Origin of the sequence: Rhizobacter sp., from assembly GCA_021153565.1 — a bacterium.
Lineage (GTDB): Bacteria > Pseudomonadota > Gammaproteobacteria > Burkholderiales > Burkholderiaceae_C > Albitalea.
The window spans coordinates 1-13,472 of sequence record JAJKJU010000341.1 but is presented as its reverse complement, the minus strand read 5'-3'; the positions used below and the strand labels follow the sequence as shown (position 1 = coordinate 13,472).

The window sequence follows — 13,472 nt, the reverse complement described above, 5'->3', positions numbered from 1 at the left end:
CCATAGCCCGGGCTATGGCTGCGCTTTGCGCCTAGATCAGGTGCCTTTTGACGCGCTGCTCGGGCACGCTCGAAAAACTCTCAGCCTCTGAGAGGCTGAGATGGAGATGCCAAATACGCTCCCATGGCCGCGAGCCAATCGTGAGAAGGTGTTACTAGGCCATGAAGAGGCGGCTTTTTCACGGAATTCCGTGTAACAACTCGACTAAGCTGCCGGAGTGTCAATTCCCATCCCCCCCACGCCGAGCCCGGGCCTGCCGCCCGACAGCGAGCCGCCCGCGCAACCGAGCATGCCCGACATCGCTCTGTGGGGCGACTCCAACCTCGGCGAACCCTTGATGCCGGCCCGCTCCAGCCTCGCCCAGGCAGGCAGCCCTGGCACCAAGCCGGGTGAACCGATGGCGACCATCGGCCACATTGGCCGGTATGCGCTTAAGTACCGCATTGGCGAAGGAGGCCTGGGAACGGTGTACGCCGCCCACGATCCGCTGCTGTCGCGGCTGATCGCCATCAAGACACTGAATTTCGACCTGGACGCCGAGCAGCGCTCGGCGTTCAATGCCTTGTTCCTGAACGAAGCCCGCGCCGCCGCGGGCCTGAGCCACCCCAACATCGTGACGGTGTTCGATGCCGGCGTGGCCGACGACAGCGCCTACATCGCGATGGAGTTGCTCAAGGGCCGCGACCTGCGCCAGTTGCGCCAGGAAGGCTGGCGGCCCACGCCGACACAGGCTGCACTGATCGTGCGCCGCGTAGCCGACGCGCTCTCGTATGCGCACAGCAAGGGTGTGGTGCACCGCGACATCAAGCCCGCCAACATCTTCATGGTGGGCCGCACCCAGCCGCGTGTGCTCGACTTCGGCATCGCCCGCGTCGCGCACCAGCACGACACGCATACCGGCGACGACGTCGCAGCCGGGTCGCCCTACTACATGTCTCCAGAGCAGGTGCGCCAGCAGCCAGTCGACCGCCGTGCCGACGTGTTCTCGCTGGGCGTGGTGCTCTACGAATTGCTGACGGATCAGAAGCCCTTCAAGGGCAACTCGCTGGCCGAGATCACGACCGCGGTGCTGGAACATGAGCCGCCGCTGGCGAGCACGATCGACCGCAATGTGCCCAAGACGCTGGCCGAGATCGCCGCACGGGCGATGCAGAAAGATCCGGATCATCGCTTCCGCTCGGCACGTTCGCTGTCACGCGAATTGCGCCACTGGCTCGAAGAGAATGGGCAAGCCAACGACGCGACCGAGAAGTCCACGGACCGTTCGCGACTGGTGTGGGCGGCGGGGCTGGTCGGTGTGCTGGTGCTCGCAGTGGGCGGTTGGTGGGCCGGGTCGCGCGGCACCGACGTGCGCATGGCCTCGGAGCCGCCGGCTGCATCGGCGCCTGTCGATGCAGCATCGGCCGTGGCTGCAGTGGCTGCAGCCGCACCGGTGTTGACACCGAGCGCATCGGCGCCTGTCGATGCGGCATCGGCCGTGGCTGCAGTGGCTGCGGCCGCACCGGTGTTGACGCCGAGCGCCTCGGCGCCCGAGGCAGTGGCGTCGGCGCCGCCTCCGGTCGATTCGAGCGCCCGTGCATCAATTGCCGCAGCCGCCGTCGAAGCCCCACCAAGCGCCGCTGCGCCTGTCAAGGAAGCGAAGGTCGCACCTGCCCGAGACGTGTCGAAGACAACGCCCAAGGAAACCGCCAAGGAACAACGCGCCCGGGAAGCCCGCGAGCGCGACGCCAAGAGGGGCGCCGTGCCCCTCGCCTCCGGCCTCGTTCGCATTGCCGTGAGCCCCTGGGGTCAGGTCGAAGTCGACGGCACCGCTGTCGGAACCGCTCCGCCCTTGAACGAAGTCACGCTCTCCGAGGGCAGGCACCAGATCACGATACGCAACGAAGACTTTCCGCCATACAACGCAACGATCAATGTCAGCTCGAACCAGCCCGTGACGATCAAGCACAAGTTCGGATCATGAGACTTCTTGTCGCCCTCGGTCTCACTGCCGTCGCCGCTGTTTCGCTGTCGGGCTGCTTCCACGTGCCGAAGGCGTCGTCCCCGGGGCTGGGGCTGACAGACCTCGCCGAACGGCCGGCCGAGAAGTCCTTGTTATCGGGCATCCGCGCCTATGACGACGGGCTGTATCCCGAGGCCGAGAAGCAGCTCACCAACGCCCTGAAATCGAATCTGAAGTCGCCAAAAGACCGTGCGGCGGCGCACAAGTACCTTGCCTTCATCTACTGCACCAGCAATCGGAACCACGAGTGCGAAGCATCATTTCGTGCGGCACAGCAGGCCGATCCCGCCTTCACCTTGAGCAAATCGGAAGCGGGCCACCCGCTCTGGGGCCCGGTGTACAAGCGCCTGCATCCGTAGGGTGGTCTAAACCAAAGTGCGCAGAGTGCCCACGCCGACGGTTGATCTCTGACTACCGCACGGGCACTTCGGTCTTGAAACCGCCCTTTTGATCGATCTGCAGACGTGCTTTGGTTTCTGGCGTCATGCGACTACTCCCAAGGAGGATTCGAGCCGCGCAATGAAGCTGTCTGTCAGCTCGACCCGGTAAAGCTGCTCAGCCACTCTTTTTGGCCGCCTTGGCAGTTGAGGCTGTGGCAGCCCTTCGTTTCTGAAGGGCTGCCACAGCCGAATCCGCCTCATGCGTGCGACCAGCGATGATCTCGTCGAGCCCACTCCTGGCATCGTCGATCAGCAACAGGTGGATGCGTTCGCGCTCCAGGCGGTGGTAGTAGTCCAGCCGGTCGGCATCAATCAGCGCAACATAGCTCTCGCCGTTCTTGGTGATGATCTTCTCGGCACCAGCCTTGACCTGGTCAGCCAGCTCGGACAGGTTGGCACGGGCCGTCGTGAAAGGCACGACATCTCTAGCTGAAAAGCCCATGGCCGACTTCTTTGAGCGCAGATAACAGAATTCTGTGCAGTTTACGCTTTGCGGTCCGCCGAAGACTTTCATCCCCGGCGCGTGACATCAGGGCGCTTTAGCGTCATCGCATCAATTCGTTCAATGAGCAAAGCGTCCTCGCCCCGCGACATAATCGCGGTTCCGTCCTCTCGGGGTGTGTCCGCGACCGAATGAGCTCCCCTGATTTTCGTCACCCGCTGCGCGTCTACTGGGAAGACACAGACGCTGGCGGCGTCGTCTTCTTCGCCAACTACCTGAAGTTCTTCGAGCGAGCCCGCACCGAGTGGCTGCGCACCCAGGGCTTCGGGCAGGAGCGGTTGCGAACCGATACCGGCGCGATCTTCGTCGTGGCCGATACTTCAGTGCGTTATTTCATTCCCGCGCGGCTCGACGACGAATTGCAGATCACCGTGCGAATCGCCGACGCCGGCCGCGCCACACTCACCTTCGAACAGCAAGCCTGGCGCAACGATGCGTTGCTCGCACAAGGCATCATCCGCATCGGCTGCGTCGATGCGGGAACCTTCAAGCCCCGCCGCATTCCCACCGAGCTTCTTCAAGCGATCCCGACCCCATGAACCAGGACCTTTCGATCATCACCCTCGTGCTGCACGCGAGTTTCGTCGTGCAAGTGGTCATGGCCGGTTTGCTGCTCACCTCGCTCGCGAGCTGGACGGTGATCTTCGGCAAGCTCTTCGGACTTCGCCGCGTGCGCCGCGAAAACGAAGAATTCGAGCGCGAATTCTGGGCGGGGAAGAACCTCAACGACCTCTTCAATGAAGCGAGCAAGCGGGCCGACAAGGCCGCGTCGATGGAACGTATCTTTGCCTCGGGCATGCGCGAGTTCCTGAAGTTGCGCGAGCGGCGCCTCGCTGATGCGGGCGCGCTGCTCGACGGCGCGCGGCGAGCGATGCGGGCGAGCTTCCAGCGCGAAATGGATGCCATCGAATCGCATCTCTCCTTTCTCGCCTCGGTGGGGTCGGTGTCCCCCTATGTGGGACTCTTCGGCACGGTGTGGGGGATCATGCATGCCTTCATCGGCTTGTCCAACCTGCAGCAAGTCACGCTCGCCACCGTGGCACCCGGCATCGCTGAAGCACTGGTCGCCACGGCCATCGGCCTCTTTGCGGCCATCCCCGCCGTGATTGCGTACAACCGTTTCGCGCGCGACATCGACCGCATCGCGATCCACTCGGAGACCTTCATCGAGGAGTTTTCCAACATCCTCCATCGCAACGCCGGCCAGCCCGCGTCGACCTGAGAGGCTGAGAGTATTTCGACCATGCCCGCCGCCATTCAACGCCACGGATCGCGCCGCCGCACGATCAACGAGATCAACATGGTGCCCTTCATCGACGTGATGTTGGTGCTGCTGATCATCTTCATGGTCAGTGCGCCCTTGATCACCACAGGCCTGGTGGACCTGCCCACCGTCGGCAAGAGCAAGCAACGGCCTCAGCACGTGATCGAACTCATCGTCGGCAGCGACGAGTCGGTGCGCATGCGCATCGACGGCCGGGACCCGCAAGGCGTGGCGCTTCGAAACATCGCCCAGCGCGTGGTCGAGGCGCAGTCCGGCATCGCCGAGACGCCGGTCGTCATCTCCGCCGACAAGGCGGTGAAGTACGAAGCTGTCGTGAAGGTCATGGACACATTGCAGAAGAACGGCGTGCAGCGCGTGGGCTTGTCGGTGAAATCGGGCGGCGGCTGAGAGGCTGAGAGTATTTCGATCATGCCCGCTCATCACGCCAAAAGACCCCTGCTCGTCGGTGCAAATGCTCGCCATAGCCCGAGCTATGGCTGCGCCTTGCGCCTAGATCAGGCGCCTTTTGACGTGCTGCTCGGGCACGCTCGAAAAACTCTCAGCCTCTGAACTCATGACAACTCTGGCCATGCAGCGAGATGCCCTGATGCCGCGGCCACCCGGCGGCACCGGGCCGGGCTTCGTGCTCGCGCTCATCGTGCACATGCTGCTCGTGGCGGCCATCGCGTTCGGTGTGAACTGGCGTTCGAGCGAGCCTGAGGGTGTGCAGGCCGAACTGTGGGCCTCCATGCCGCAGATCGCGGTGCCCAAGGCTGTCGAGCCGGAACCGACGCCAGTGCCGCCAGAGCCCAAGCCGGAACCAAAGCCTTTGGTGAAGCCCGAACCGGCGCCCGTGCCCAAGCAGGAAACCCGGCCCGATGCGCAGATTGCCATCGAAAAGGCCAAGCGCGAAGACCAACGCAAGAAAAAGGAAGAGGCCGAGAAGCTCGCGCAGCAGCAGAAGGCCGAGAAGGTCAAGCTCGAGAAGGACGAGAAGCGGAAGAAGGAACAAGAAGACCAGAAGCTCGCCGAGTTTCATGCGAAGGAGATGAAGCGAATACTCGGTCAGGCGGGCGGAGCTGAGACCAAAGTGGAGGGCAACAGCACCAAGACCGCCGGACCGTCCGCCTCGTATGCTGGTCGGATCAAGGCGCGCATCAGACCCAACATCACGTTCACGGATCCGATCAGTGGCAACCCGCTCGCCACCGTTCTCGTGAAGCTCGCCCCAGACGGGACGATCATCGACAAGCGCCTCGTGAAAAGCAGCGGCGTGCCGGCATGGGACGCTGCAGTGATGCGCGCCATTGAAAAGACCGAGATCCTACCTCGCGACATCGACGGCCGTGTGCCGCCGCCGTTCGAGATCGATTTTCGACCGCAGGATTGAGAGGCTGAGAGTTTTTCGAGCGTGCCCGCTCATCACGTCAAAAGGCACCTGATCTAGGCGCAAAGCGCAGCCATAGCCCGGGCTATGGCGAGCATTTGCAACGACGAGCAGGGATCTTTTGGCGTGATGAGCGGGGATGATCGAAATACCTTCAGCCTCTGAGCTCGTCGCCCGACGCAATCCAGCTCGTGCGCATGCCCACTACCGAGGACCCGAGGCGGACGAGGTGCTTCACGGTTCGAGCTGCACGTCGGCGGCGTGAGCCAGGCTGTGGCTGTGCGTATTGTCGGCATCGGCGCCGACGGCGATGCCGATCAGCGGCGGCAGCTCTTGCGCCTCGGCGCCGAAGAGCTTGATGAAGTCGGCGGCGATGTCGCGCCGTTCATGTTCCCAGTGATGCAACGCATCTCCGCCGCCGCGAAGCACGATGTAGCGGATGCGCGAGGTGAAAGGACTCGCGAGTTCGGTGCCCACCGGCACGTGCATGTCCCACACATAGCAGACTGTCGCCGCCGGCACCGCTTCGTTGGTCCGCGAACGGGCCATGCGCAGCACCTGCCGGTCGAAGAAAGGCACGCGGTCAATGGGCATGTCCCACAGTGTGCAGACCTTCATCGCTATGTCTTCGCCGTCGCGCGTGCGGATGTCGGCGTTGAGCAAGGGCTCGTCCACGCGCCAGTCCCACACCAGGTGGTGCGGGGGCTGCGCAAGCTCGAGCGGATGAACGAGGTTGCCGTAGGACATGGTGGCTTCCACCCGCAAGGCGCGGTGGCCTTCGAGCTCGACCACGGAGAAGCGCGTGAACGGCTTGGTCTGCTTGGGCAGCCCGACGACCTTCCAGGGTGCGGCAGGAGCGCTGCCGGTGCCAGCAAAAGCTTGCAGTGGGTCGGCGCAGGCGTAGGAGGCCGCTAGCGCGAGGCTTGCAAAGGCGAACAGTCGGAGCTTGGATGGCAGCATCGGATATCTGAAACCACAAGAAGAACTCTCAGCAGCTCAAGCCGTTTGAGTGTGTCGACCACCTGTTGAATGTCCACCCAGAACCCTTGCACGCAGCCACGGCGCAGTGAAGCAGTCGATCGACCAGCGGCCCGGGCCCCACAGCAGCAGCGCGGCGAGAAGGCTGCCCCAGAAGATGTGCTGCTGAAACGCGGCTGGAGCCACGTCCGTCAGGCTGATGACGGCGACCGCGTTCACGATGAACAAGCCCGCCGCAGCAAATCGCCCGCCCAAGCCCAGAACCAGCAGCACCGGCAACGCCAATTCCGCCGCCGTGCCCATGTAGGCCGCGACCGTGGGGTTCAAGAGCGGCACGTGGTACTCGTCCATGAACAAGGCGATCGTCGTGTCGAAGTCCTGGATCTTGGTGAGGCCGGAGCGGAAGAAGACGCTTGCGACATAGAGCCTCGCGATCAGTTGCGCTGCGGGCTGCAATGCATTGAGACCATGGATGCCGCGTTCGGACAGGGTCCAGAGCTTGGCGATCAGCGACTTCGACGTGGTGTTCATGAGAGTTCTTCCAGATGGGTCAGCATCATCAGTCGGCGACAACTCGGATTTCTTTCACCCAATTCGATTGGAGCGCGTTCGTGAGCCACGCTGTGAAGTCAAAACCCTCGCCGGCCTGGGCGATGGCGGTGGCGAGATCGCAGGCTTCGAGGAGGTGGCGGGTCCATTGCGCGGTGGTGTTGTCGATGACCGTCACGATGGCCTTCCAGCCGAGGCGCGACACGATCACCGACTCGCCGCGTTCTTGTTCGATGGCCTGTCGCACCGCATCGAACGGTGCATTCGCTTCGTCGTGATGTACGCGATGGATGCCCCCGATGGGCCAGCGCAATTCGATGACTGCGAGACCGGGCGCGAACACCACCGCAAGCCTCGACGGGTCGGTGTCCCCCAGTCGCGCGACCGATTCGCCGTCGAGCACATGATCAGACGCACGCTCACAGACGTGCATCGCCCAGTCGAGCCGCGCGCAGTCGCCGAGGTAAGGCCATTCGCGAAGCTGCTCATGCGCCGCCAACCATGCCGCGAAGCTGGCGCCCCATTCGCCGAGGTCACCACACACAGGCGGATCGGCTCGCCAGAACGCCTGCGCAAGATGCTCGAAGTCTTCCTGGCCGATGAGCATCTGCACGGTGGGAAACGCCGTCCCCAGGGCCCGCTCTGCCGACGCGTTGGCATTGACGCGATACGCCTGCAAGCCACGCAGGGCGCGCGCCCCGGTTTCTCGGGTGGGCAGGCTGCGCTCGTCAGCGCGCGGCGCCAGCAGGCCTTCGATCAGCCGGCGCTGCCGCTCGGCCTCGGTCGCAAAGGCATCGCTCATGCCCGGCCCCGCATCACCGCCGTGGCCCGCTCAGCCTCGCCGAGCAACACTGCCAGTGCAGGAATATCGGTGTCCCACTCGATCAGCGTCGGCACTGCGCCGAACCGATCGATGGCATGCACGTACACGGTCCACACGTCAGGCCGCACGAGGCTGCCGTGATCGTCAATGACGATGTCACCTGCTTCGGGAGAGCCTGAGTAACCGGCCAAGTGGATCTCGTCGGCGATGCCGTCGGGCAGCGCATCGATGAATGCCTTGCACGACGCGACCGGATCGGCCGTACCCGCGTTCAGCGCATTCACCATCAAATTATTGACGTCGAGCAGCATGCCGCAGCCGGTGCGTTGCGCAAGCTCGGCGAAGAATTGCGGCTCGACGATCACATCGTCCGCGAACGACAGATACGCCGACAGGTTCTCGACGAGGATCGGCTGCTTCAACCGATCCTGCACCTGCGACACGTTGGCACAGAGAATGTCGAGCGACGCCTTCGTGAATGCGATGGGCAACAAATCGTTGGCATGCACTGCAACCGACCCAATGCCACGTCTTGCACGCGCAAAGCAAGCATGATCAGAAACACGAACTGGCCTGATGCGATCGACCAGACGTTCGAGCCTGTCGAGATGCCACGGATCCACGCCCGCCGCCGAGCCGCGGCCCAGGCCCACGCCATGCAGACTCAGTTCATAGCGCTGGCGCGCCTCATGCAGCACCGCAAGTGCAGCACCGCCATCGGCAAAGAAATTCTCGGAATGCACTTCGATGAAGCCAAGCGGCGGTGCCTGCTCGATGACTTCAGCGTAGTGAGGGTGGCGCAGGCCGATGCCTGCGCGCACGTGACCCTCTTCTTCGCGCATGGCGTGATGTAGAGGGTTGTCGGACATCAGAGGCTGGGAGTATTTCGAGCGTGTCCGAGCAGCACGTCAAAAGGCGCCTGATCTAGGCGTAAAGCGCAGCCATAGCTCGTGCTATGGCGAGCATTTGCAACGACGAGCAGGGGCCTTTTGGCGTGATGAGCGGGCATGTTCGAAATACTCTCAGCCTCTCGGTCAGTGTCCCGACCTACTTCTTGAGGGCAGCCTGGGCTTCTTCGACGCTCTTGCCGCCGAGCTTGGCGCAGGTGCCCTTGCCCACGTACTTCCACTCATCGGCACCGTTGTCGACCTTGTTCTGGCCGGCACATGAGTGGGTGCCCGACAGGTTGGCGCAATCGTTCTGGCCAGCCTTTGCAAGGCCAAAACACTTTTCCTTGCCTCCAGTCGTGCCGTCAGCAGCGCTGACGCCAGAGAGGAGGCCCAAAGCGAGAACGGAAGCCAATGCGGAAGAGGCGATCAGACGTTGGTTCATGGTGAATGTCTAGTTCCAAATTGAGTTGTGATGGCAAAGCCGGTGAGGTGGTCGCCGCGATTTGCGAAGGCGACTTGCGTCAGTCGAAGTGCCCGTCACATCCTTACATGTCGGCGGCCAACTTGAAAAAATAAGCCCCGCCGGAATGAGCGATTTTGCCCGCCAAGCCGAAGAAACGTCGCAACGGCATCAATCACTTGCTTCCGTAGCCTCCGCCCCCAGGCGTTTCGATGACAAACATGTCGCCCGGCTGCATCTCGGTGGACCCAATGTGGTCCAGCAACTCGACGCTGCCATTCGCGCGGACCACCCGGTTGATGCCTGGCTTGCCCGGCTCTCCGCCCGCCACGCCGAAGGCGCCGCTGTGCCGTCCGTTCGACAAAATGGACGCCGTCATCCTCTCCAGAAAGCGCAGCTTGCGGATGCCGCCGTCGCCGCCGCGGTGCCTGCCCTCGCCGCCCGAGCCTTTGCGGATCTCGTAGCTTTCGAGCCGCACCGGGAAGCGGAATTCCAGCACCTCAGGATCGGTGAGCCGAGAATTGGTCATGTGCGTCTGCACGACGCTCGTGCCGTCGAAATCCGGGCCCGCGCCCGAGCCACCGGAGATGGTCTCGTAGTACTGGTGCCGGTCGTTGCCGAAGGTGAAGTTGTTCATCGTGCATTGGCTCGCAGCCATCACGCCCAGCGCCCCGTAGAGTGCGTTGGTGATGCAGGTCGATGTCTCCACATTGCCCGCAACCACCGAAGCCGGCGGACGCGGGTTGAGCATCGAGCCTTCGGGCACGATCACCTGCAGCGGCTTCAGGCAGCCAGCGTTCAGCGGAATGTCGTCGTTGACCAGCGTGCGGAACACATACAGCACCGCCGCCATGCATACCGCCTTGGGTGCGTTGAAGTTGTTGACGAGTTGGTCCGATGTGCCGGTGAAGTCGATGGCCGCGCTGCGATCCTTCGCGTTCACCTTGATGTCGACGTGAATGCGCGCGCCGTTGTCCAGCGGCAGCGTGAAGGTACCGTCTTTCAGCCTGGTGATGACCCGGCGCACCGACTCCTCGGCGTTGTCCTGCACGTGGCGCATGTAAGCCTGCACAACGTCGAGACCGAACTGCGCGACCATCTTGCGCAGTTCCTGCACGCCCTTTTCGTTGGCGGCGATCTGCGCCTTCAGGTCAGCCAGGTTCTGCTCCGGATTGCGCGAAGGATGCTCCCCGCTTCGCAGCAGCGCCAGCATCTCCTTGTCAAGCAAGCGTCCGCGTTCGACCAGCTTCACATTGTCGATCTGCACTCCTTCTTCCTCGATGCGCGTCGAGAATGGGGGCATCGATCCTGGCGTGATGCCGCCGATGTCCGCATGGTGGCCGCGCGAGCCGACGTAGAAGAGGATTTCCGGGGCGTTCTCGTCGCTGCCTTGCGGCGATTCAGCAAAGACGGGCGTCACCACTGTCACGTCGGGCAAGTGCGTGCCGCCGTGGTACGGGTCATTCAGCACAAAGACGTCGCCTTGCTGCATGCGGCCGGCATTGCCGGTGATGACGGTCTTGATCGACTCGCTCATCGAACCCAGGTGTACCGGCATATGAGGGGCGTTTGCGATGAGGTTTCCTTGCGCATCGAACAGCGCGCACGAGAAGTCCAGGCGCTCCTTGATGTTCACCGAGTACGCGGTATTCTGCAGTTGCAGGCCCATCTGCTCGGCGATGTTCATGAAGAGGTTGTTGAACACTTCGAGCATCACCGGGTCGACCGCCGTGCCGATGGCCTTGCGAGCTTCGCGCGGCTGCACGCGTTCGAGCACCAGGTGATCCAGGTCGGTGACGTTCGCGCGCCAGCCGGGCTCGACGACCGTGGTGGCGTTCTTCTCCGCGATGATGGCCGGGCCGTCGATGAACTGGCCAGGCCGGGTCTGCTCGCGAACGATCAGCGCGGCGTCCCACCATTTGCCGCTGCTGAAGAGCCTGACGGTTTCGGCGACCGGCGCACGCACAGCGATGCTCATCGGGTAGCGTGGCTCGACAGGCACGTCACCCGCGCCCACGGCCTCGACGGACACGGCCTCGACGATCAGGCGACGCTCGCTCATCAGGAAAGCGAAACGCTGGCGATAAGCGTCTTCGAAGGACTGCTGAATCTGATCTGCCGTGCCGAACGGAACGACAAGCGCAGAGTCCGTTCCTTCGTAGCGCAGATGAACGCGGCGATGCACCTGCACCAGGCCTCCCGCCACGCCTTGACGGTTCAGTTCGCCCTCGGCATCGGCCGCGAGCGCATCGAGACGCTCGGACACGTTGGCGAGCGACGAAGACAGTGCCTGCTCGATCGCTGCCTCGCGAATCACGTTTTGATCGGCCAGGCCCATGCCATATGCCGACAACACGCCCGCCAGCGGATGCGCAAAGACGCGGTTCATGCCGAGGGCATCGGCCACGCGGCAGGCGTGCTGCCCACCCGCACCGCCGAAGCACTGCAGCGTGTATTGCGTGACGTCGTAGCCGCGAGCCACTGAGATCTTCTTGATGGCATTGGCCATCGCGCCCACTGCGATGTCGATGAAGCCTTCGGCCACCTCTTCCGGGCTGCGCTTGCTGCCGGTGGCGGCCTCGATGGCCGTGGCCATCTCGGTGAAGCGCCGCGCGACGACCTGGCCGTCCAGAGGTTCGCTGGCCGCCGACCCGAACACCTTCGGGAAGTAAGCAGGCTGAATCTTGCCGACCATCACGTTCGCGTCTGTCACTGCGAGCGGCCCGCCGCGCCGATAGCAGGCCGGGCCCGGGTTGGCGCCCGCGCTTTCGGGACCCGCGCGGAATCGAGCGCCATCGAAGCTCAAGATCGACCCTCCGCCGGCCGCGACGGTATGGATGCTCATCATTGGCGCACGCATGCGCACACCAGCCACCAGCGTTTCGAAGGCGCGCTCGAACTCGCCCGCGAAATGGCTCACGTCAGTGGACGTGCCGCCCATGTCGAAGCCGATGACGCGATCGAAGCGCGCCAGCTGCGCGGTCCGCACCATGCCGACAATGCCGCCTGCCGGACCAGACAGGATCGCGTCCTTGCCCTGGAAGGCATGCGCATCCGTCAGCCCGCCGGACGACTGCATGAAGAACAGTCTCACACCGGGCATCTCGCTCGCCACCTGCTCGACATAGCGACGAAGAATCGGCGAAAGATAGGCATCGACCACCGTCGTGTCTCCACGGCTTACGAGCTTCATCAGGGGGCTCACCTCGTGCGACACGCTGATCTGCGAGAAGCCGATTTCTGTGGCAATGCGGTTGGCCGCGACTTCGTGGTGCGTGTAGCGGTAGCCGTGCATGAACACGATGGCGACGCTATGCAGGCCGGCATCGAAGGCGGCTTGCAGCTCCGAGCGCAGATGTGCCTCATCCAAGGGTTCGACGACGACACCGTCAGCAGCCACGCGTTCCTTCGCCTCGATGACGCGGGAATACAGCAACTCCGGCAACTGGATGTTGCGGTCGAAGATGCGCGGACGATTCTGATACGCAATCCGCAAGGCATCACGGAAGCCGCGAGTCGTCACAAGCAGCGTGTTCTCGCCCTTACGTTCCAGGAGCGCGTTGGTCGCGACCGTGGTGCCCATCTTCACGCACTCGACCTGCTCGGGCGTGATCGGCTCCCCGCGCTTCAGGCCCAGCAGGAGCCGGATGCCCGCAACAGCCGCATCCCGGTACTGCTCGGGGTTCTCGGACAGCAGCTTGTGCGTGACGAGCGTGCCCTCAGGCCGCTTGCCGACGACGTCGGTGAACGTGCCTCCGCGGTCGATCCAGAACTGCCAACGATTGGAAGTACGTGGTGTCTCTTGCATCGCTCGACTTTCAATAATGCATCGTCGTGGGCCGTCGATGGTGGAATGGCCCGGCTTGACGTCGCAAATGGTTGAGGGGCTCGTGGCCGGTCAGACGGCATCGTACCCCCGCTCGGCGCGTGAGTTGTCTAGACCACCAGGGTTGCCACCCAGACCTGAGCACCATGGCGTCGAGTTTCGAGGCGATGCCCCACGGGGAAGCTCTGAACCACTGTCGCCCTCACCCCAGCTCTCCCAGGGGGCTGACCTTTACGCACGCTGGTTGAAAGTTTGCTCAGAGGCCCAGGCCCCTCACCCCAGCCCTCTCCCCGAAGGGGCGAGGGAGCAATGCAGGCCAGTTCGCTGTGGCCCGCTTCGAAGTAACGCATT

13 protein-coding genes are annotated in these 13,472 nt (G+C 63.5%); 6 read left to right on the top strand and 7 right to left on the bottom strand.

All coding sequences use genetic code 11. From position 1 onward, the window contains the following. Nucleotides 1–217 precede the first annotated feature (217 nt). Nucleotides 218–1,963, top strand: a complete 1,746-nt coding sequence (locus AC30NL_RS21055) for a serine/threonine-protein kinase (protein WP_489465934.1) — start codon at nucleotides 218–220, stop codon at nucleotides 1,961–1,963. After that, complete coding sequence (locus AC30NL_RS21050) at nucleotides 1,960–2,361, top strand: TssQ family T6SS-associated lipoprotein (protein ID WP_489465933.1); 402 nt, start codon at nucleotides 1,960–1,962, stop codon at nucleotides 2,359–2,361. Before AC30NL_RS21055 ends, AC30NL_RS21050 begins: the two co-directional genes overlap by 4 nt. Before the next feature lie 196 nt (nucleotides 2,362–2,557). Here the strand turns inward: AC30NL_RS21050 and AC30NL_RS21045 are convergent, their stop codons facing one another. Beyond that, the gene (locus AC30NL_RS21045) at nucleotides 2,558–2,884 is read right to left on the bottom strand and encodes a type II toxin-antitoxin system Phd/YefM family antitoxin (protein WP_489465935.1); all 327 of its coding nucleotides are present in this window, start codon (nucleotides 2,882–2,884) and stop codon (nucleotides 2,558–2,560) included. Nucleotides 2,885–3,075: 191 nt separating this feature from the next. On the opposite strand from AC30NL_RS21045, the gene ybgC reads away from it, so the two are divergent. From ybgC to tolA, 4 genes are all read left to right on the top strand, one after another. Continuing rightward, nucleotides 3,076–3,483 (top strand): tol-pal system-associated acyl-CoA thioesterase, encoded by a 408-nt coding sequence (ybgC, locus tag AC30NL_RS21040; RefSeq protein WP_489465932.1) that lies wholly within the window; start codon nucleotides 3,076–3,078, stop codon nucleotides 3,481–3,483. Beyond that, a complete protein-coding gene (gene tolQ / locus AC30NL_RS21035) occupies nucleotides 3,480–4,166 on the top strand; it encodes a protein TolQ (RefSeq protein ID WP_489465931.1) in 687 nt (228 codons plus the stop codon). Before ybgC ends, tolQ begins: the two co-directional genes overlap by 4 nt. A 21-nt stretch (nucleotides 4,167–4,187) precedes the next feature. Further along, entirely contained in the window at nucleotides 4,188–4,616 is a 429-nt protein-coding gene (locus tag AC30NL_RS21030; RefSeq protein ID WP_489465930.1) for a biopolymer transporter ExbD, read from the top strand. A gap of 166 nt (nucleotides 4,617–4,782) precedes the next feature. After that, nucleotides 4,783–5,598 (top strand): cell envelope integrity protein TolA, encoded by an 816-nt coding sequence (gene tolA / locus AC30NL_RS21025; RefSeq protein WP_489465929.1) that lies wholly within the window; start codon nucleotides 4,783–4,785, stop codon nucleotides 5,596–5,598. A 231-nt stretch (nucleotides 5,599–5,829) separates the two neighbouring features. Here tolA and AC30NL_RS21020 read toward each other — a convergent pair whose 3' ends face one another. The 6 genes from AC30NL_RS21020 to AC30NL_RS20995 form a co-directional block, all read right to left on the bottom strand. After that, on the bottom strand, nucleotides 5,830–6,555 hold the full coding sequence (locus AC30NL_RS21020) for a DUF3047 domain-containing protein (RefSeq protein ID WP_489465928.1): 726 nt from the start codon (nucleotides 6,553–6,555) through the stop codon (nucleotides 5,830–5,832). 36 nt (nucleotides 6,556–6,591) lie between these two features. Beyond that, the gene (locus tag AC30NL_RS21015) at nucleotides 6,592–7,104 is read right to left on the bottom strand and encodes a DoxX family protein (protein WP_489465927.1); all 513 of its coding nucleotides are present in this window, start codon (nucleotides 7,102–7,104) and stop codon (nucleotides 6,592–6,594) included. Between the two features lie 28 nt (nucleotides 7,105–7,132). Then, complete coding sequence (locus tag AC30NL_RS21010; protein ID WP_489465926.1) at nucleotides 7,133–7,924, bottom strand: HvfC/BufC family peptide modification chaperone; 792 nt, start codon at nucleotides 7,922–7,924, stop codon at nucleotides 7,133–7,135. Further along, on the bottom strand, nucleotides 7,921–8,814 hold the full coding sequence (locus tag AC30NL_RS21005) for an MbnB/TglH/ChrH family RiPP precursor modification enzyme (RefSeq protein WP_489465925.1): 894 nt from the start codon (nucleotides 8,812–8,814) through the stop codon (nucleotides 7,921–7,923). Before AC30NL_RS21005 ends, AC30NL_RS21010 begins: the two co-directional genes overlap by 4 nt. Nucleotides 8,815–8,992: 178 nt before the next feature. Continuing rightward, on the bottom strand, nucleotides 8,993–9,277 hold the full coding sequence (locus tag AC30NL_RS21000; RefSeq protein ID WP_489465924.1) for a BufA1 family periplasmic bufferin-type metallophore: 285 nt from the start codon (nucleotides 9,275–9,277) through the stop codon (nucleotides 8,993–8,995). 193 nt (nucleotides 9,278–9,470) lie between these two features. Continuing rightward, nucleotides 9,471–13,103, bottom strand: a complete 3,633-nt coding sequence (locus tag AC30NL_RS20995) for a hydantoinase B/oxoprolinase family protein (RefSeq protein WP_489465923.1) — start codon at nucleotides 13,101–13,103, stop codon at nucleotides 9,471–9,473. Nucleotides 13,104–13,472 lie beyond the last annotated feature (369 nt).